21 protein-coding genes are annotated in these 19,239 nt (G+C 59.8%); 5 read left to right on the top strand and 16 right to left on the bottom strand.

What is annotated here, in order from left to right; all coding sequences use genetic code 11:
* Positions 1-9: 9 nt before the first annotated feature.
* The gene (locus ACM6IV_RS23120; protein WP_414871797.1) at positions 10-999 is read right to left on the bottom strand and encodes a 2-dehydro-3-deoxygalactonokinase; all 990 of its coding nucleotides are present in this window, start codon (positions 997-999) and stop codon (positions 10-12) included.
* 193 nt (positions 1,000-1,192) lie between these two features.
* Here ACM6IV_RS23120 and ACM6IV_RS23115 point away from each other — a divergent pair, with 193 nt between their 5' ends.
* On the top strand, positions 1,193-1,639 hold the full coding sequence (locus ACM6IV_RS23115; protein ID WP_414871796.1) for a hypothetical protein: 447 nt from the start codon (positions 1,193-1,195) through the stop codon (positions 1,637-1,639).
* Positions 1,640-1,912: 273 nt separating this feature from the next.
* Here the strand turns inward: ACM6IV_RS23115 and ACM6IV_RS23110 are convergent, their stop codons facing one another.
* Positions 1,913-2,392 carry a GNAT family N-acetyltransferase gene (locus tag ACM6IV_RS23110; protein WP_414871795.1) on the bottom strand — a complete coding sequence of 160 codons (480 nt, stop codon included), beginning with the start codon at positions 2,390-2,392 and terminating at the stop codon, positions 1,913-1,915.
* A gap of 141 nt (positions 2,393-2,533) precedes the next feature.
* Between ACM6IV_RS23110 and ACM6IV_RS23105 the strand changes: the two genes are divergently transcribed.
* From ACM6IV_RS23105 to ACM6IV_RS23090, 4 genes are all read left to right on the top strand, one after another.
* Positions 2,534-3,187 (top strand): HD domain-containing protein, encoded by a 654-nt coding sequence (locus ACM6IV_RS23105; protein WP_414871794.1) that lies wholly within the window; start codon positions 2,534-2,536, stop codon positions 3,185-3,187.
* A gap of 97 nt (positions 3,188-3,284) precedes the next feature.
* Positions 3,285-3,626, top strand: coding sequence for a hypothetical protein (locus tag ACM6IV_RS23100; RefSeq protein WP_414871793.1), 342 nt, complete (start codon positions 3,285-3,287; stop codon positions 3,624-3,626).
* Between the two features lie 44 nt (positions 3,627-3,670).
* Complete coding sequence (locus ACM6IV_RS23095; protein WP_414871792.1) at positions 3,671-3,928, top strand: hypothetical protein; 258 nt, start codon at positions 3,671-3,673, stop codon at positions 3,926-3,928.
* 63 nt (positions 3,929-3,991) lie between these two features.
* Positions 3,992-4,372 (top strand): Rho termination factor N-terminal domain-containing protein, encoded by a 381-nt coding sequence (locus tag ACM6IV_RS23090; RefSeq protein ID WP_414871791.1) that lies wholly within the window; start codon positions 3,992-3,994, stop codon positions 4,370-4,372.
* A 107-nt stretch (positions 4,373-4,479) separates the two neighbouring features.
* Here ACM6IV_RS23090 and ACM6IV_RS23085 read toward each other — a convergent pair whose 3' ends face one another.
* The 14 genes from ACM6IV_RS23085 to ACM6IV_RS23020 all read right to left on the bottom strand — a co-directional run bounded on the left by ACM6IV_RS23085 (position 4,480) and on the right by ACM6IV_RS23020 (position 19,158).
* Positions 4,480-5,409 carry a PfkB family carbohydrate kinase gene (locus ACM6IV_RS23085; protein WP_414871790.1) on the bottom strand — a complete coding sequence of 310 codons (930 nt, stop codon included), beginning with the start codon at positions 5,407-5,409 and terminating at the stop codon, positions 4,480-4,482.
* The gene (locus ACM6IV_RS23080; RefSeq protein ID WP_414871789.1) at positions 5,402-6,868 is read right to left on the bottom strand and encodes a purine-cytosine permease family protein; all 1,467 of its coding nucleotides are present in this window, start codon (positions 6,866-6,868) and stop codon (positions 5,402-5,404) included. The genes ACM6IV_RS23085 and ACM6IV_RS23080 overlap by 8 nt, the downstream gene beginning before the upstream one ends.
* 210 nt (positions 6,869-7,078) lie before the next feature.
* Positions 7,079-8,077, bottom strand: a complete 999-nt coding sequence (locus tag ACM6IV_RS23075) for an ADP-ribosylglycohydrolase family protein (protein ID WP_414871788.1) — start codon at positions 8,075-8,077, stop codon at positions 7,079-7,081.
* The gene (locus ACM6IV_RS23070; protein ID WP_325721419.1) at positions 8,074-8,787 is read right to left on the bottom strand and encodes a GntR family transcriptional regulator; all 714 of its coding nucleotides are present in this window, start codon (positions 8,785-8,787) and stop codon (positions 8,074-8,076) included. The genes ACM6IV_RS23075 and ACM6IV_RS23070 overlap by 4 nt, the downstream gene beginning before the upstream one ends.
* 544 nt (positions 8,788-9,331) lie before the next feature.
* Entirely contained in the window at positions 9,332-10,300 is a 969-nt protein-coding gene (gene araH / locus ACM6IV_RS23065; protein WP_034155398.1) for an L-arabinose ABC transporter permease AraH, read from the bottom strand.
* A 12-nt stretch (positions 10,301-10,312) separates the two neighbouring features.
* Positions 10,313-11,860 carry an L-arabinose ABC transporter ATP-binding protein AraG gene (gene araG, locus ACM6IV_RS23060; RefSeq protein ID WP_414871787.1) on the bottom strand — a complete coding sequence of 516 codons (1,548 nt, stop codon included), beginning with the start codon at positions 11,858-11,860 and terminating at the stop codon, positions 10,313-10,315.
* Positions 11,861-11,913: 53 nt separating this feature from the next.
* Positions 11,914-12,918 (bottom strand): substrate-binding domain-containing protein, encoded by a 1,005-nt coding sequence (locus ACM6IV_RS23055; protein ID WP_414871786.1) that lies wholly within the window; start codon positions 12,916-12,918, stop codon positions 11,914-11,916.
* A gap of 137 nt (positions 12,919-13,055) precedes the next feature.
* Positions 13,056-13,874 (bottom strand): SDR family oxidoreductase, encoded by an 819-nt coding sequence (locus ACM6IV_RS23050; RefSeq protein ID WP_414871785.1) that lies wholly within the window; start codon positions 13,872-13,874, stop codon positions 13,056-13,058.
* Between the two features lie 271 nt (positions 13,875-14,145).
* Complete coding sequence (locus ACM6IV_RS23045; RefSeq protein WP_414871784.1) at positions 14,146-15,021, bottom strand: SMP-30/gluconolactonase/LRE family protein; 876 nt, start codon at positions 15,019-15,021, stop codon at positions 14,146-14,148.
* 131 nt (positions 15,022-15,152) lie between these two features.
* The gene (locus tag ACM6IV_RS23040; RefSeq protein ID WP_414871783.1) at positions 15,153-15,869 is read right to left on the bottom strand and encodes a FadR/GntR family transcriptional regulator; all 717 of its coding nucleotides are present in this window, start codon (positions 15,867-15,869) and stop codon (positions 15,153-15,155) included.
* A 192-nt stretch (positions 15,870-16,061) separates the two neighbouring features.
* Positions 16,062-16,622 (bottom strand): DUF1285 domain-containing protein, encoded by a 561-nt coding sequence (locus ACM6IV_RS23035; protein WP_414871782.1) that lies wholly within the window; start codon positions 16,620-16,622, stop codon positions 16,062-16,064.
* A gap of 15 nt (positions 16,623-16,637) precedes the next feature.
* The gene (locus ACM6IV_RS23030) at positions 16,638-17,243 is read right to left on the bottom strand and encodes a DUF4823 domain-containing protein (RefSeq protein WP_007908280.1); all 606 of its coding nucleotides are present in this window, start codon (positions 17,241-17,243) and stop codon (positions 16,638-16,640) included.
* Positions 17,244-17,412: 169 nt separating this feature from the next.
* Positions 17,413-18,381, bottom strand: coding sequence for a GTP 3',8-cyclase MoaA (locus ACM6IV_RS23025; RefSeq protein ID WP_414871781.1), 969 nt, complete (start codon positions 18,379-18,381; stop codon positions 17,413-17,415).
* A gap of 138 nt (positions 18,382-18,519) precedes the next feature.
* Complete coding sequence (locus tag ACM6IV_RS23020; RefSeq protein ID WP_007950805.1) at positions 18,520-19,158, bottom strand: TetR/AcrR family transcriptional regulator; 639 nt, start codon at positions 19,156-19,158, stop codon at positions 18,520-18,522.
* Between the last annotated feature and the right edge of the window lie 81 nt (positions 19,159-19,239).

The following is a 19,239-nucleotide window of genomic DNA, read 5'->3' as shown; positions in this document are numbered from 1 at the left end:
CAGTCAGGGTTAACGGGATGAGGTGTCGATCAGTCCGGCGGCCAGCGCCAGTTGCCACAGGCCACGCTCGGTGGCCTGTTCGGCCAGCGTCACGTTGGCGAAACCGCAGGCATCGAGGGCACGGCTGTAGCGCAGACAGAGTTGCGCGTTGCCGATGAGGATGATCGAAGGAAGATTCGGGTTATTGCGACGACGTCGTTGAACCGTGGCGAGCGCCGCCAGTTCATGGCCGATCATCAGGCCGGACAGATAATCCGCCTGCGCCGTCGGGCTGAGTTCGCCGGTCAGGCCCAGGGTACGGGCGCTGAACAAGGTCGACAGCACGCCGAGTTCGCCGTCCGCCGACAGAGCAACCTGCACGCCCCGGTCAAACGCCAGAGCATCGAACGCCGCGCCTTGCTTCAGGGTACGGCTGAGAATGCTGTGTTCACTGAGCACCGCGAACACTTCGCCCGTCATAAAGGTATCGAAATGAGTGATGCAGCCATCGACCACCTCCACCCACTTCGAATGGCTGCCGGGCAGGCCGATCAGCAGATCATTGCCCGCCTCGACCGGCAGATTCTGCAGCACGCCAAGCACCTGGGTTTCTTCGCCGCGCATCACGTTCGGCAGACGCGAACGCTGAATCACGCCCGGCACGATCTGCACGAGAGTGCCGCGCAGGCTGACAATGGTTTGTAAGGAGTTTCCGAGATTGGCGACGTTCGCCGGCGTCTCGCAGTAGGCCGCTTCACGCCAGCCCTGTGCACTACCGACCATGCCGCAGGCGATCACCGGCAGATCCGGCTGCGCATCGAGCCAGTCGCCGCACGCCTCGTCGAACGCCAGTTCAAAACCGTCGGCACATTCGCGACCGTTGATGATTCGCGGGGTCTTGGGCAACTGCATGATCCCGGACGACAGCGCGCGCTGTTCCAGCACTGCACCATTCGCCGCGAGTTTGTAAGCACGTAATGAGGTCGTCCCCCAGTCGAGCGCGATCAATTGCGCCTGCATCGCTTCACCTGTTTTGTTTTTGGCAGTGAGTGCGACGGACTATAAACCCATGAACCAAGAAATCTCAATATATAAATATCAATCCCACATTATGAGATTTACAAGTGTGACAACAATTTTTTAGGCAAGCCCCTAAAATGCCGACCCGCATGCTTATGAAGCGGCCAGCTTCGAACGCTCAGGGACGACAAAAATGAAATCAGCTTTAAACGTGCTTTTGCTGGGTGGCGCTCTCTGCTTCGCGGCAATGGCCAGCGCACTGCCCGCAATCCAGGAAGGCGACATCTGGGCCTACAAGACCCGGACTGGTGAAGAGGCCTCAACCCTGACGATACTCAAAGTCGAGGACTATCCGCAGTACGGCAGAGTCGTGCATATCCGGGTCGATGGCATTCGGATGACCAACCCCGTCACGGGCGGCGAATTCAACCAAATGCCGCACCTGCCTTTTCAAGCCAAAGCGTTACAACGCAGCCTGACTCAGCGTGTGGGCGAAACGAAGCAGGTTCCGGATTTCAGTCAGGGCTACGCCTACTGGAAAGCGGCCTTCGATGAAAGGAAAGCCGGAGCTTTCAAGATTTCCGTGCGCAAGGCACTTGATGGATTACTCAGTGGCAATTGGGAAACGACAGAAGAATAATCAACGGGATCAAGGCTTCCTGCGTGCAGGCAAGAAGCCGCAATTCAATACTTGTTGATTTCCTTGAACAGATCAGCAACAAGAATATTCATCACTTCTGAAAAGTAGATTTTGTAGGAGTAGGCGTTGATTCTGACTTTGCATGCGATTGACTTTCGGCCTGCTAACTCAGTGCGTAAGTCCTTGCTGGTCATCAGCGTCAAAAATGGCGCGTAGAATGCCGGACTAGAGCGCTGGCGATATCGAATTAGCATTGGATTGCCATCATTGTGGTCAGCCCTCGGCAAACTCACGCAGAACCCTGCCATCCATGCGGTAGCGCACCCACTCTTCCTGCGGCTGCGCGCCAAGGGATTTGTAGAACTCGATCGCCGGGGTATTCCACTCCAGCACGCTCCATTCGAAGCGACCGCAATCATTGGCGCAGGCGATTTTTGCCAGATGCCGCAACAAGGTTTTGCCGGCCCCGCCGCCGCGTTGCTCCGGGGTGATGTAGAGGTCTTCGAGGTACAGGCAGTTGCTGCCCAACCAGGTCGAATAGCTGAAGAAGAACACCGCGAAACCGATCGGCACGCCGTCGCGCAGGCAGATCAGGCCGTGGGCGGTGGCGCCTTCGCCGAACAGGCTGCGTTCGATGTCGGTCACATTGGCGATGACTTCGTGCCGGGCCTTTTCGAAATCGGCGAGTTCAGTGATGAAGGCGAGAATTTGCGGAGCATCGCTGGGGGTCGCCGGGCGGATTTCGATCGTCATGGACGGGCCTTGTCGGAAAAAGGAAAACGCCATACTAAGACGGTGAGCGGCGCTCGTCACATGGCAAAACACACACTACCCTGCGTATTGTTGCAAACACTGCAGTTCCCACAGGGACTTCGACAAACTGAAAGGATGCTCATGAACCTGGCATTTTTTACCCCCGTGGAGGCACTTGCAGTAACTCTGTTGCCCCACGCCCTGGAGCCGTCCAACGACGGCGCCCACGACCTCGCCCACCTGCAACGGGTCTGGCACAACGTGCGTACGCTGCAGACTGATGAAGGCGGAGATCTGGAAGTGCTGCTTGCTGCGGTGCTACTCCACGATTGTGTAGCCGTCGAAAAGAACTCGCCGCTGCGTGCGCAAGCCTCGCGACTGGCAGCGAATAAAGCTTCGGCAGTGTTGGCCGAGCTGGGATGGGCCGAAGAAAAAATCGCTGCCGTCGCCCACGCCATCGAAGCGCACAGTTTCTCCGCCAACCTCACCCCGCGCACCCTCGAAGCGAAAATCGTCCAGGACGCCGACCGTCTCGACTCACTGGGCATGCTTGGCGTCGCCCGCACGTTTTACGTCGCCGGACGCATGGGCTCGGCGCTCTATGACCCACAGGATCCCGAAGCGAAACAGCGCGATTACGACGACACGCGGTTTTGCCTGGATCATTTCCAGACCAAACTGCTGCACCTCGCCGACGGTTTCCAGACCGCCGCCGGCCAGCGTCTGGCGCAAGTCCGTCATCAGCGCCTGAAGGGTTTCATGGAGCAATTCAAAGAAGAAATCGGCCTCGGCTGATCATCCTGTGGTTCGACCGTTCGTCGTTCATCAGGCACCAATCCGATTCGCGGGCAGACCAACGACAGGTAAGGATTCCAATCACTGGAGACGCCCTATGATCTCGTCAAGGTTGACCGCTTTCGTATTCAGCGCCCTGCTGTGTCCCGCAGTTTTTGCAGCATCCACCACCGCTGCGGGCACCGGCCCTACCGATCCGACTCCACCACGCGCCCCTGCCATCAACAGTGCTCCCGGTATGAATACCGACGGCTCGGGCGTGCCGTTGATCAATCAGCCTCCCGCCACCGGTACCGATCCGCGCACTCAGGGCAGTGACCCTGGTCGTCAGGGCGGCATGAACACCCCCGACGCCCCCGCCACGCCAGACAACGCCGGCCCCGGCGTTGGCTCCAAAACCACCACGGGTGGCTCCGGCTCCGAAGGAGCCGGTCAGTAGTTCGCCGACGCGAGCGTCCTATTCAATCCAATGAAGAGGTAACCATGAACGTCGATAAAAGCCTGGAAAAAGAAGTCCTCACCCGCCTGCTGCACGCCCATCCAAGTGGCCTGGGCAAGGAGGTGCTGGACAATTACCGGGGCGAGAAGGTCGTGGCCAGCGCCCTCGCCGCCCTGCAGGAACGCGGACTGATTCACCATGGTCATGTGACCTGCAACGAGGCGGGCGAACATTCGTTGAACCTGCCGATCAAACTCAGTGCAGCCGGCGTTGAAGCGGCGCGCAAGCTGGATCTGCAGTAGTCCGAAGTCCGCTCGCTGCCGAGGCGGCGAGCGGCCGAATCTGCATACAAGAGGAGATATCCCATGCCTCGCGGAAGCAAAGACAAATACACCGCCGAACAGAAGCGCAAGGCCGAGCACATCGAAGACAGCTACGAGAAAAAGGGTCTGTCGAAAGATGCGGCAGAGGCGCGCGCCTGGGCGACGGTCAACAAGCAATCGGGCGGCGGTGAAAAGACCGGCGGTTCGGGACGCAAAAAACCGGCGAGTGCCAAGTCTGAGGACCGCAAGGAATCCTCGCGACGTGCGGTGGCCAGTCGCGAGGGGCATTCGCGCAACAGCAAGGCCTCACGCGAAACGCAGACGGTTGATAGTTTGATGAAGGAAGCGCGGGAGAAAAAGATCCCCGGGCGGTCCTCGATGCGCAAGCAGGAGTTGATTGAGGCGTTGCGCAAGGCCGGCTGACTTTGAATGAGGCTGATGGCCGCTTCGCGAGCAAGCTCGCTCCCACAGGGGATGTGTGAACGACATCAATCCAGTGTGGGAGCGGGCTTGCTCGCGAAGACGGTAGATCAGGCGCCGCCGGACTCGCGGATAAACGCATCCACCTCAGCCGCCCCCGGCGAAGTCGCCGGGCCCCAGCGAGTCACCGCAATAGCCGCCGCCGCATTCGCCCGTCGCGCCGCTTCAGCCGCGCTCAAGCCCTGCGCCAACCCGGCAACAAACACCCCGGCATGGGCATCACCCGCGCCGTTGCTGTCCACCGCTTTCACGGCAAATCCCGGCACATGCCGACGCTCCCCGGCCTGATGAATCCAGCAGCCTTGTGGCCCGTCGCGGACCACCATCAGCACCTCTTCCGGCAGATGCTCAGCGAGACAATCAAGCGCCACTCCAATGTCCTCAGCCCCGGTAAACCGCAGCGCTTCGACACTGTTGCTGGTCCACACGTCGATGCGTGGCAGCAGCGCCTGCATCATTGGCGAGTCCGGCGATTCCACCAGCGGGCCCGGATCGAACACCACGTTGATCGACTCCGGTAACGTTAATGTCCAATCGAGCAACGCCTGCGCCTTACCCTCGTGGAGCAGGCTGTAGCCGCTCAGATAAACGTAATCGCCCGCCTCAGCCGCGACGCTGTTCAAATCCTCTTCAGTCACTTCACCTTCAGCGCCGATGTAGGAAATGAAACTGCGCTCGGCGGACGCATCGGTCAGCGCCACACACAACCCGGTGTCACGCTGCGCAGGTGCGCGAATACCGATGTGAATGCCTTCGGCATTCATCGCCTGGCGCGCCAGATCGCCGAAACGCCCAGTGCCATGCCGACCGAGATAAACCACCGGCAGGCCGTTGCGCACCGCCGCCGCCATCACATTGAAACCGCCGCCCGCTTCGAACCCGGCCGACTGCGCCAGCACGTCGCCGCCAATCTGCGGCAACTTATCCACGGCCATGACCAGGTCGATGATGACCTGGCCGGTGTGCAACATCTTAGGCATGAGCATTCTCGGTTTGCGCGGCGCGACGATCTTTCGCCCCGCCGAGGACGAAGTAAATGCCGCCGGCGACCACGAAGGTCACGATCCAGCCGAGGCCGTTGTGGCCCAGCCACGAATCGGACAAGAAGCCTTTGAACCAGACGTTTTCAGCGGTGGTGCCGATGGTGGTGAAGCTGAAACCCAGGACGATGGCAATCGCCCATGCGCCGAACGCGCGCCATTCGATACCACCGTGATACCAGTAAGTGCTGCTCGGGCTCACGTCGAGCAGGTCTGTCGGGCTGTAGTAGTGACGGTGAATCAGGTCGACAACAAAGATCCCGACCCACGCGGTGATCGGTACCGCCAGCAGGGAAATGAAAGTGATGAACGGACCGTAGAAGCTGTCGGCGATCAGCATGAAGTAGATCGAGCCGGCGAAGATCGCGACGATATCGACCACCACCGCGTAGACGCGCTTGACCTTCAGGCCAAGGGTCAGCGTGGTCAAGCCGGCGGAGTACACCGACAGGTTGTTCGACAGCAGCAAGCCACCGAACGCGGTGATCAGGTACGGCACGGCCATCCACGTCGGCAGCATGTCGCGAATCGCCACGATCGGGTCAGTCGCCGAAGCGAGGTCGTTGTTGCCCACCGACAGCAAGCCACCGAGAGTGATCAGCAACACCAGCGGAATACCCGCGCCGAACGCAGCGGACGCGACCAGTCGCACAGCCTTGACGCTGCGATGCTGATAGCGCGACATGTCGGCGCCCGCGTTGGCCCAACCAATGCCGGTGCCGGCGGCCATGGTGCCGATGCCGATGATCATTGCGCTCATCGGTGCCGGCGTGGCGTTGAACACCGCACCCCAGTCGATGGTCGCGCAAAGGAAGCCACCAACGAGAATGTTCAGCCCGCCGAATACATAGGTCGCCCACTTCTGGATCACCAGCAAGGTCGCGTGACCGAGGCCGGACACCGCCAGGGTCAGCAGAACGAAAATCGCGATGAAGATCAGCGTCAGTACCGGCGCGCTTTTCGCTTCCACTGGTGAGCCGAACAGGATCGAGCACAGCGACAGCAAAACGAAGGCAGCGGTGGTGGTATTGACGGTTTCCCAACCCAGACGCGACATCAGCGAGACCAGCGTCGGGCCGATATTGCCGCGTACGCCGAAGATCGCTCGCGACAAGGTCAGGCTCGGCGCGCGGCCCCGGCGGCCGGCAATCGAGATGATCCCGACCACCGCAAACGAACCGGCAGCGCCGATGATTGCCACGATGATCGCCTGCCAGATCGCCAGCCCGCGAAACGCCACCAGCGTGGCGCCCAACGGCAGACCGAGGATGGAGATATTGGCGGCGAACCAGACCCAGAACAGTTGCAGCGGGTGGCCGTTGCACTCGGCTTCCGGCACCGGTTCGATGCCGCGGGTTTCCAGTTGCCCGGCGCTTTGCCCGGCGTTTGATGAACTCATGAAGGTGCTCCTGTTTGCCTTTTTTGTGGTTGTGGCAATGATGCAAAACGACAAGACAATTGGCCTTCCGAGGCCTGTCTGTGCGATCCATTGCGGGTTAAGTATTCGACTATGCGGTGCGGCCTTCGCGAGCAAGCTCGCTCCCACAGGGTATGTGAACGCCACAGATCCAATGTGGGAGCGAGCCTGCTCGCGAAGGCGTCAGTCCAGTCAACGCAAGGCCAACAACCCCTGCACCAATGGCTCGAGCTCCAGCTGATTAACCGCTTTCACCGTCTCGATCATCTGTTCAGGCCAGCACCCAAGACCCAGGCAGGCCCCGAGCATGGCGCCGAGAATCGCCGCAATGGTATCGGTGTCACCGCCCAGACTGGCGGCCATGCACACCGCTTCAAAAGCGCTCATTTCACCGATGGCCACTTGTTGTGCCAGCGCAAATGAAACCACCACCGATTCCTGCGACGCCACCGAAGTACCGATCACGTCATAGAGCAGATCGGCGAGCAACGCTTTGTCACTGTCGACGCTGATGCTGCGCGCCCAACTGATCCGCGAGGCAATGCGTCCACCGGCGACCCAGTGCCCGTGGGCTTCGGCTTGCTGTGCAATCTGCTGGCCGAGGTTCAGCGCCTCGCCCAGATCGACGCCGTTGATGCCCGCAGACACCACCGCCGCCACCGCTGCCGCGCTGGAAATGCCCAGCGTGGTGTTATGAGTCACCTGGCAAGCCTGCACCACCGCCGCAATAAAGCGCTCTGGATCAGCCACGTTCGCGGCAATGCCGACCGGCGTGATGCGCATGGCCGCGCCGTTGGTGGTGCCGTAGCGCCCGGCTTCCTCCGGCGAATGGCCGGCCAGGATCATTTCGATCGCGCGCTTGGTCGACGGCCCGAGCAAGTCCTGCGAGCCCTTGGCCTGCATCTCGGCTTCCCATTCGATCAAGCGCTGGGCGAGAACGGCGGGTTCGATGTGGCCCTGGCCTTCGACCAGCAACTCACCGACCAGAATCGCCTGTTCGGTGTCGTCGGTGATCGAGCCTTTAGGCATGTTCGCGGCAATCGGTTGCAGCGGCCCGGCGTCCTGCAGATCGGTGATTGTGCCGAAGCGGGTCTTGATGGTTTCGCGGTTCAGCGACTGCGTCGGCATGCCCAGCGCATCACCCAGGGCCAGACCGTAGAAAGCGCCAAGCGCACGGTTGAGCGCGGTCATTTCGATTCTCCAAATTGCAGGTGCAGACGAAAATGCACCGGGTCGAGCAGGCTTTCGACCTGCTCCATGAAACGGTTCTGGCGGTCGTAGGTGGTGCGCAGCGCTTTGAGAAAAACAGTGCCGACCGGGCGTCCGAGCAGTTCGGCGTCTTCGGCATTCAGCGGTTCGGCGCCGATCCACTGATCGCCGCGCTCGCCGATGTAGCCGTAGGCGGCCAGGGTGATGGTCAGAGAGTTGTCGATCAGACCGACACGCGGCAGGCTTTCCAGGCCGCCGTTGGCTGGCATCAATGCACGTTCCAGCGATACCAGCGTGCCGTCGGTGGCGCGTCGGCGACGGTCGAGGGTAATGAATTGATCGGTGCCGAAACGCACCAGCAGATCGGGCCGGGTCACCGCCTCAAGGCGCAACACTTCGGTATTGATCAGCGCCCCGCTGTCGGCCAGCGCCTGCGCCCAGCCGCTGCGCTGGTCGAGCGCAACACCGTCGAACGTGACGATGGAGCCGACACCGCTTTGCGTGGCGATGTAATTGCGCCGTTTCAGTTCAGCCAGCGCCTCACGCAAGGTGCCACGGCTGACCTGGAATTCTTGAGCCAACTGATGTTCGCCAGGCAACAGAAAGCCGTCCTCCATGAGGCCGCTTTCGATGCGTCGGACGAGTTCGTCGACCACCCTTTGTTTCTTGTCAAATCGTACCTGTCTAATCATGTACAAATTGATAACCGAAACGGGTGCGGGCGAGCAAGGAATATTTAGAGGAAGAGACAGAAGGTTGAAAGTCAAAAGCACCCTCACCCTAGCCCTCTCCCGGAGGGAGAGGGGACTGAATGGGGGATATTGTGGAGGTTCGCCGACCTGAAAGGTGCTTGGCCGAATCCATAATCGACGAGCCCTGTCAGGTTGACGGATCACCTCGGTCGGCCCTTCCCCTCACCCTAGCCCTCTCCCGGAGGAAGAGGGGACTGAATGGGGGATATTGTGGAGGTTCGCCGACCTGAAAGTGCTTTACCGAATCCATAATCGACGAGCCCTGTCAGGTTGACGGATCACCTCGGTCGGCCCTTCCCCTCACCCTAGCCCTCTCCCGGAGGGAGAGGGGACTGAACGGGGGATGCTCAAGAGGTACGCCGACCTGAAAGTACTTTGCCGAATCCATAATCGACTAGGTCTTTCAGGTCGATGCGGGACGCAAAACACCTCGGTCGGCCCCCTCTCCCTCCGGGAGAGGGCTGGGGTGAGGGTAGCTTTTGACTCAGCGTTGTTTGAGGCGGTCAATGACCACGGCCAACAGCAGAATCGAACCACGAATCACATACTGATAAAACGTGTCGATGTTCTTCAGGTTCATCGCATTCTCGATGATCGCCAGAATCAGCACCCCGGCAATCACATGCCGGATCATGCCGATACCGCCGCTCAGCGAAACCCCGCCCAGCACACAAGCCGAGATCACCGTCAGCTCGAAACCCTGACCAATCATCGGCTGCCCCGAGGTCATCCGCGACGCCAGAATCACCCCGGCCAGCGCACCGATCACGCCGTGCACGGCAAAGATGATGATCTTGGTCCGGTCAACGTTCACGCCCGCGAGCAACGCCGCTTCCTGGTTGCCACCAATGGCCATGGTGTTGCGCCCGTAGGTGGTGTAGTTGAGCAGCCAGCCAAAAAACAGGAAGCAGACAATGGTGATCAGAATCGGCACCGGCACACCGAACAACTGACCATTGCCGAAGACGAAGAACGATTCCTGCGAGACGCCGACCGCTTTGCCGTTGGCAAAGATATAGGCCAGGCCGCGGACGATCTGCATGGTCGCCAGCGTCGTGATCAACGCGTTGACGCGCAACTTGGCAATCACGATGCCGTTGATCAGCCCGACAATCAGGCCCATCACCAGCGCCGCGCTGACACCGAGGAACACGCTGTTGGTGTCGCGCATCACCACTGCCGCGACCACGCCGGCGCAGGCAATCACCGAGCCCACCGACAGGTCGAAATGCCCGGACGCCAGGCAATACAACATCGTGCACGCGGCAATCCCGGTGGTGGAAATGGCCAGACCCAGACCGCGCATGTTCAACGGCGAGAGGAAGTTGTCGATCAGCAACGTACAAGCGATGAAGATACCGATCGCCGCCAGCAGCATGACCCAGTCATCGAGGAAGCGGCGCATGTCCAGCGGTTTGCGCGCGGTCGGCAGGGTTTCGTTTTGGGTTGTCATCATAGTCACCTCTCAGTTCGCCACGCCGTCAGCGCGGTGGCGCGGCAAAGCCAGTTGCAGCAGGTTGGATTCATTAGCCTGGTCACGGTTGATTTCGCCTCGCAGGGCGCCTTCACAGAGCACCAGAATGCGGTCGGAAATACCCATCACTTCCATCAGGTCGCTGGACACCACGATCACCGAAATACCATCGGCGGCGAGGTTATGGATGATCTGGTAGATCTCGGCCTTGGCGCCGATGTCGATGCCGCGCGTTGGTTCGTCGAGCAGCAAGACCTTCATCGGCATCGACAGCCAGCGGCCGAGAATGGCCTTCTGCTGATTACCGCCGGAAAGGAACTTGATCTGCTGGCCGGCGTGCGGCGTTTTCACTTTCAGCGCTTTGATCTGTTTGTCGGCGTTGCCCTTTTCCCACAAACCGCGAATCAGGCAACCGAGCCCGGAATGCGCACCGCGCGCGCTGATATTGATGTTCTCGGCGACGCTGGCCAGCGGGATAATGCCTTCCTTCTTGCGATCTTCCGGGCACAGCAGAATGCCGGCAGCAATGGCGTCACGCGGCGAGCGCAGTTTCAGCTCATGGCCGCGCAATTCCAGGCGTCCAGCGGTATTGCGCTCAAGGCCACTGAGCAGGCGAAACAGCTCGGTGCGCCCTGCCCCGACCAGCCCGAACAGGCCAAGGATTTCGCCCTTGTGTGCCTCGAAGCTGATCGGCTCGCGCAGGCCCGGGCCGAGCAAGCCGTCGACTTTCAGCGCCACAGCGCCACGCGGGCGATGGCGGTAATCGTAGATGTCCTGAATGTCGCGCCCGACCATGCAGGTCACCAGTTGATCGTGGGTCAACTGGCTCATGTCATCAAAGGTGCGTACGTAGCGGCCGTCCTTGAACACCGTGACGGCGTCGCAGATGCGGAACACTTCTTCCATGCGATGAGACACGTAGAGCACGACTTTGCCCTCGTCGCGCAGGCGCCCGATGATCGCCATCAAGCGGTCGATCTCGCGGGCCGAAAGGCTGCTGGTCGGTTCGTCGAAAGCGATGACGTGAGCACCGCGCGACAGCGCTTTGGCGATTTCCACCAGTTGCCGCTGGCCCAGCGACAAGCGCCCGACCTTGGTTTGCGGATCGATTTCGTCGGCCAGGCCTTTCAGGCAATTCAAGGCTTTCTGGCGGAGCTCGCTGCGATTGATCAAACCGAAACTGGCCGGCAGATGGCCGAGAAACAGGTTCTCGGCAACGGTCATTTCCGGCACCAGATGCAACTCCTGGTGAATCACCGCGACGCCGCTGCCGATACTGTCGGCGGTCGATTTGAACGCCATGGTCTGCTCGCCGATCTGCAACTCGCCGCTGCTCGGGATGTATGCACCGCCGAGGATTTTCAACAGGGTCGATTTGCCGGCGCCGTTCTCGCCCATCAAGGCATGAACCTGCCCCGGATGAGCAACGAAGCTGATGGCGTCCAGCGCTTTCACCCCGGGAAAGGTTTTGCCGATCCCGTTGAAACGCAGGCTGCCGCTGGCGCCGTGTTGTTCTTGTGTCTGTACTTGCGCGTGCATAAAGCCACCTCTTCACACCGAAAAACGGCCCGGCTGCCCGGGCCGTCGCTGCCTCAGTTCCACAAGCCGATGGCTTCCAGCTCTTTCTTGAAGTTCTCGCGAGTGATCAGGGTGACTTCATCCATGGCGGTGTACTTCGGCGGTTCTTTGCCGGCGGTGATCCACTCGTACATCATCTCGGCGGTTTTGTAGCCTTCGATGTGCGGGCTAGGCAGCATCGAACCGAAGAAGCCGCTGTCAGGCTTTTTCAGCTCGCCGATTGCGTCGGTGCCGTTGATGCCGATGCCGATCACGTTGGCCGCAGCAAAACCAGCGGCTTCGGTAGCGCGCACGCCGCCGAGGACGGTGTTGTCGTTCATGCCGCCGATGATCAGGTTCTTCGCCGCGCCTGGCAGTTTCACCAGCGCCGAGTTCGTTGCGTCCATGCTGCCCGGTACGTCGAGGGTTTTCAGCGCGGCGAAGAGGATGTGATCCTCCGGCATGCCGGCCTTCTTCAGCGCATCGACCGAACCGTCGGTGCGCTTCTTGCCGGTGTCGAGTTCGTTATAGGTGTTGACCACCGCAAAGGTGTCTTTCCACTCCCAGTTACGCTTTTTCGCTTCGGCAGCCATGGCGGCGCCCTGTTTCTGGCCGACTTCGAACGCGGCCATGCCGAGGTACGGCACGTCTTCCATGAACTTGCCGCTGGCGTCGACGAAGCGGTCATCGACGGCAATCACTTTCAGGTCATTGAGTTTGGCCTTGGCCATGATCGCCGGGCCCAGCGACACGTCTGGCGGGCAGATCACGAAGCCCTTGGCACCGTTGGCAGCAAGGCTGTCGATCGCCGAAAGGGTTTTCTCGCCATCCGGCACGGCGATCTTGATCAGTTCAAAGCCCTTGTCTTTGGCGGCTTTCTCGGCGAAGGCCCACTCGGTCTGGAACCACGGCTCTTCCGCCTGCTTGACCAGAAAACCGATTTTCACGGTATCGGCAGCGAGCAGTGCACTGCTGAGGCTGAACGCGGTAACCGCCAGGGCGGTACTGCACAGGGTACGAATCCCGAAACGACGTTTCATAAAGCTGACTCCTTGTTATTTTTTTTGAGCAATGTTTGAAAAGCGTTGAAGCGTGTTCTCAGTGAAGCGGGTTTAAAATAGTCATATCGTATGATGATTGGATTTCAAGCGTAGTTCAGTGCTCGAAATCTGTTTGTTCAGTCGTGGTACATCACCGAGCGGCCACCATCGATGGTGATGCACGAGGCATTGATGAACGGCGCTTCATCACTGGCCAGAAATACCGCGGTCATCGCCACTTCAAGCGGCTGGCCGATACGTTTCGGCGGATGCAGATCGAAAGCGCGCTGACGCTCGGCGTGCGGGTCGGCGAAACCGTTCCAGTAGTCGACGTTCAGTTGCGTCTCGATGTAACCCGGCGCAATGGCGTTGACGCGGATGCCCTTCGCGGCGTACTCGATGCCGAGCGCGCGGGTCAGGCCGAGCAAACCGTGTTTGGCCACCGGGTACGGAAAGCAGCCGGGAATGATGTGGCTGGAATGGGTCGAGGCGATATTGATGATGCTGCCGACGCCCTGCTCGATCATCTGCGGCAACACCGCTTTACAGCCGAACCAGGCACCGTCCAGATCGATGGCGAAGCAGCGGCGCCAGTCCTCTTCAGTCATCTGCAGCGGATCGCGGAACACGTTGACCCCGGCGCAGTTGACCAGCACATCGATGCGCCCGTGCAGTTCAACGGCACGTTTGGCCATGGCCTGCAGGTCGGGCTGATGCGAGACATCGGCTTTGAGCGCTTGCACGTCGTAACCTTGCTCACGCCAGTGCGCGGCAACCTGTTCGACCTTGTCGGCCTGAATATCGCTGATCAGCAGTTTCGCCTGCTGCGAGGCGCAGGCAGCAACGATGGCTTCGCCAATGCCTTGCGCAGCGCCGGTCAGCAGCACGACCTTGTTTTTCAGACGCTCGCCCTTCGGCGGTGCGGGCGCCGCCGGCAGGGAAAGAGGTTCAGCCATGGATCAGGACTCCTGTTTCGCAAGCACAAAAAAACCGGGCATCGGCCGATGTCCGGTCTGGAAGGCGGTTGGAACGAAACAGGCAGGCGCGGCCGACAGCCTTGGGCTGTTGCGAGACGCGGACTCCACTCGGGAGTGCGATAGACATTCGCTGCATCACTTCACCTGTTTTGTTCTTTTTAAGTGTGAGTGCGTGTTACTGCTGGAGCCGACTATAAACCCGACCACCAAATAATCTCAATATATAATTTTGCATCCCATATTTTGGGATTTAACCAGCAAAACGCGTACAGAGTTTTCCTGCCACATCCACGCGCATCGACAGCACCGCGCCATCCAATGCATGGTTGTGCGGACTCTGGGCGCTGGTGATGTACAGGGTTTTCAAGTCTTCACCGCCAAACACACAACTGGTCGGGCGGCTGATCGGCAGATCGATCCTGCGATCAATCTCGCCATCGGGCGTCAGGCGCAGCAGACAGCTGCCGTCCCAGCGGGCGTTCCACACGTAGCCCTCGGTGTCCATTGCCGAACCGTCCGGGCCACCCTGCTGATCAGGGCCATACCAGACTTGCGCAGCATCAAGGTTGCCGTCGGTGTGAATGAAGTAGCGGTGCAGCGTGCTGTCGAGACTGTCGCCGAATAGCACTGTGGTGCCGTCATCGCTCCACAGCAGCGTGTTGGGAATGCCCAGGCCACGCAGTAATGGCGTAACACGTTTATCCGGATCGATGCGGAACAGTCCGCCGGAGCGACGGGTAATCGGCAGATCTTCGCCCTGCTCGCCGATGTTGTTTTGCATGGTGCCGAGCCACAGGCGCCCCTGAGCATCGCAACGCGCTTCGTTGGGACGATTACCCGGTTGCGGATCCGCGACGCAGAACAGCGTCAGGCGGGGTTCAAGGCCGGGGGAATCAAGATCGAGACGATAGACGCCGCTGCTCAGGGTCACCAGTGCATCGCCGCTGGCGCAGGGGATGAACGCGGAAACGTGCTCGGGCATCTGCCAGATCTGCACGTTCTGGCCGATCAGGCGCAAGACTTGTTTGCCGGCGATATCGACCCAGTACAACGCCTGGGTCGGCGCGTCCCAGAACGGGCCCTCGCCGAGTCGGGCACGGTGTTGGGTCAGGGCGGTCCACGTCATATAACGGTCTCCACTGTTCTTGTTTTTACTGTAGGAGTGAGCCTGCTCGCGATCGCGGTGGACCAGTCGAAGCTAATTTGCCTGATACGACGCTATCGCGAGCAAGCTCACTCCTACAGGGGATTTTTGTGTCAGCCGGCTTTTTTGTCGGCCATGACTTTCGGGTAAAACCGTTTGATGGCCAGGTCTGCATTGTCGATCAGGGTCATGCACGCCCACACACCGCGTGCGGAATCCCGGGCGGCGATGGCGTCGGCCATGTCCTTGTGGATGGGTAGCGTACGGCGCAGTTCATCCGGGTCGGCGGCGGAGACTTCGAACGATACCGCGAGCAACGCGCCGAGGGCCGGGACCATTTGTTCGATGAATTGATTGTGGCTGGCCGCGAGGATGCATTCGTGGAAGATCTGATCGGCGCGGTTGTAATCGGCATCGCAGTCCACTGCACGCTCAAGGGCGTTATAAGCCAGTTGTACGGCTTCGATTTGTTCGAAGGTGGCGCGCTCACACGCCCAGCGCACGGCCATCGGTTCGATGGTCCGACGCAGATCGAGCAAGTCATCGACGAAATTTTCCGGCAAGCCGTTGCGTGACAGCCACCCCACCACTTGCGGATCGAACAGGTTCCAGCGCCGTACCGGCAGCACGCGCGTGCCGACTTTCGGCCCGACTTCGAGCATGCCTTTGGCGACGAGAGTCTTGATTGCTTCGCGAATAACCGTGCGGCTGACGCCGAGCTGTTCGCCCAGATCAGCCTCGACCTTGATGGTCTGTCCCGGTTTGACCTGGCCAGCGGCGATCCAGCTGCCCAGCCAATCGACCGTGGATGCGTGAAAGCTGCTGGACATGAACACCTCAAAAGCGGATCGCGATGGGTGAACACGCTAATCATCATACGATTAACAGTCAATCAGATTTTAAGGTGATTCACAAAACCAATGTGGGAGCGAGCTTGCTCGCGAAGGCGGTGTATCAGTCACCCTAAATATTGACTGACATACCGCTTTCGCGAGCAAGCTCGCTCCCACAGGGATTTGTGTTTACGGTTCGAGGCCGATGCGGAAGAACTCACCGCCGCTCCATACGCCAAGCCAACGCTGTCCGTCGATTTCACGGCTGACCGCCAGTTCCACCAGTTGATAGAACACATTGCGATGGATCAGCGCTTCCAGGTTGGTGCGCACATGCACGTAGGGCGCAGGCTCTTGCGTGGCGGGATCAATCTCGACCCGGATCGGGTGCTCCGGCCCGGCCTCGGCGGTTTCATCAACGTTGGTGGTAAAGCGCAACAGCTGCGCCTCCCCCTCGCCTTCAACCTCCACCGCAATCGCCACAAACGGCGCGTCGTCGACCTTGATCCCGACCTTCTCGACCGGGGTGATCAGGAAATAATCATCGCCGTCGCGGCGGATGATCGTGGAGAACAATTTGACCATCGGCTTGCGCCCGATCGGCGTGCCCAGGTAATACCAGGTGCCGTCGCGGGCGATGCGCATGTCGATGTCGCCGCAGAAGTCCGGGTTCCACAAGTGCACTGGCGGCAAGCCTTTGGTTTTCGGGATCTGTCCCAACAGGTCATTGGCTTTTTGCGGGCCACTCATGGCGTTCTCCTTGAATTATTGGTCGCCGACTCCCAACAGACTGCGCGCGTACTGGGCCAGCGGCGGGCCGATCAGGTCTTCCGGCTTGCTGTCGTGGAACGTCAGTAAACCGCCACGACTCTTGATCCGTGCAGTATCAATCAAATACTGGGTGCTGGTCTCGATCAACATGATCTGAATCACGCCGCCGTCGATGCCGAGGCGATCGACCGCCTCTTCATCGAGCCACTCATCGGAGTTGCCGATGCGGTCATCCGCCTTGGCGAAACGCGTGTACAGCAGATAGTGCGCACCGGCATCGCGAGCTTCGCCCATCGCCTGATCAAGGCCTTCCGGCGCACGAGCACGGCGAACCATCGGGAAGTACTCGACGAAGCCCTTGAAGGCTTCTTCGGCGACCACGTTCGGTCGCGGATAAGATCCACCTGGCGGTGCAAACGCGCCCTGGGCGATGTAGATAAATGAGTCAGGCTGAATGCGGAAGTTGTTCACGCGACGGCTGTCGCTGTGGTCCAGCAAGCCCGCGTCACTCATCTGGTAGCGAGTGCCTTCGGCCATATCGCTGACAGTCATACAGCCGCCAAGCGCCAAAACGGCCAGCAGCAAAACCAGGCTACGCATCCTATTCCTCCAGAGGCCGGTGACGGAAAACCGGCGAATGGCCATTGGATGCAGCTTTTGCGCCAGCTCTGTTTTTTTGTTGGTAGTTAGATCGTATTCGCGAGCAACCTCGCCCCACAGAAGAATGCATTCCAAATGTGGGAGCGGGCTTGCTCGCGAAAGCGGTTGTTCAGCCGCCGATGATTTTCATGACGGTCGCACCGCCAGAGAACGCCACCTCCTGCTTGTCCCCCAACGCCTTCACCAGCAAACGCTGAAGCGCCGGCAGTGCCTGATGGCGCGGTTTGTCGAGCAGGTCGCCGACATAGTGGCGGTTGCTCGACGACAGACAGCCATGCAGCCAACCGGTCGACGACAAGCGCAAGCGCGAGCATGTACGGCAGAACGGCACGCTTTCGTTGGCGATCACGCCAAAGTTGCCCAGGCCAGGAATCGCATAGCGCACGGCCGTGGCATCTACCGGAGCGTCGGTTTGTGCGTACTCATAACGTTCGCCAATCAGCGCCAGCAATTGCTGCAGGCTGACGAACTGTTGCAGGAACGCATTGTTGTCTTTGGCCAGATGGCCCATGCGCATCAGCTCAATGAAGCGCAATTCATATCCGCGATCCAGGCAGTAATCCAGCAACGGCATGACCTGATCGAGGTTCTGCCCGCGCAACGGCACCATGTTGACCTTGATCTTCATCCCGGCAGCTTTCGCCTGATCCATGCCATCCAGCACGGTGGCCAGATCGCCGCCACGCGCGATGCTGCGAAAAGCGTTGGCGTCGAGGGTGTCGAGCGAGACATTAATCCTGCGCAGACCGGCATCCACCAGCAGCGGCAGTTTTTTCGCGAGGAGTTGACCGTTGGTGGTCAGGCTGATGTCTTCCAGGCCCATCTTGCCGACAGCGGTCATGAACGATTCGAGTTTGGGACTGACCAGCGGCTCGCCGCCAGTGATGCGCAGCCGTTCGATGCCAGCAGCTTCGATCAGATACGCCACGCCACGGGCCATGGCTTCGGCCGACAGCTCATCCTGCGCAGCCACCAACCGCTTGCCGTTGGGCACGCAGTAGGTACACGCGTAATTGCAGGCTGAAGTCAGACTGATCCGCAAATTGCGAAAGCGCCTGCCTTGACGGTCAACGATCATGGATCACTCCGGCGAAAGAAGTTCGAGCCGCTAAAACTTGACTCACAAATCAAGTTTTAGCAAGCCCTATGCCTGAGTATATTCCTGCGTTACTGCGTCATGTAGCTAAATCATGGCGCAATAACGCCGCTGAATGGCTCAGCTGCTTGGTGTTTCCGGGTCGCGCTTGCGCTTGTTGCCCATGCGCACGCCGATGTCCATCAGGAACTGGAAGAAACCTTCCTGGTCTTCCAGCACATTGCTCCAGAACGGCGAGTGATACAGCGCCACAGCGCCATGCACCAGCGCCCAGGATGCGCAGTAGTGGAAGTACGGCGGCACGTCTTCAAGCTTGCCTTCGCTGATGCGGCCTTTGATCAGCAGGGTCAGGCGTTCGAAGTTCGAGGCACGGATCTTGTGCAGCTCCTCGACCATTTCCGGCACCTGATTGCCTTTTACGACCTTCTCTTCGAGACGGTCGAACAGGCGATAACGCTGCGGATCGCGCATGCGGAATTCGAAGTAGGCGCGGGACAGCGCTTCCTTGTCCTTGTCGACATCGGCCGAATGCAGCAGCTCGTTCAAATCGCGCTCGTAATCGAGCATCAGGCGCAGATAGATCTCGGCCTTGGACTTGAAGTGCTTGTAGATCGTGCCTTTGCCGATACCCACGGCATCAGCAATCATCTCGACGGTGACGCTGTCTTCACCTTGTTCGAGGAACAGCTTGAGCGCGGTATCGAGAATTTCTTGCTCGCGGCGACGAAATTCACGGACCTTACGAGGTTCTTTATGCATAAGAAAAAGGTCTGAAGGGTCAAAATTCGAAGCCGCGTATTATGCCTAACTTGCGCAAAAATGCACGGATCATCCGACCAT

The organism is Pseudomonas sp. IT-347P (assembly GCF_949768005.1).
Classification (GTDB): Bacteria; Pseudomonadota; Gammaproteobacteria; order Pseudomonadales; family Pseudomonadaceae; genus Aquipseudomonas.
The sequence above is the reverse complement of the archived record's forward strand: the minus strand, read 5'-3'. Positions and strand labels throughout refer to the sequence as shown.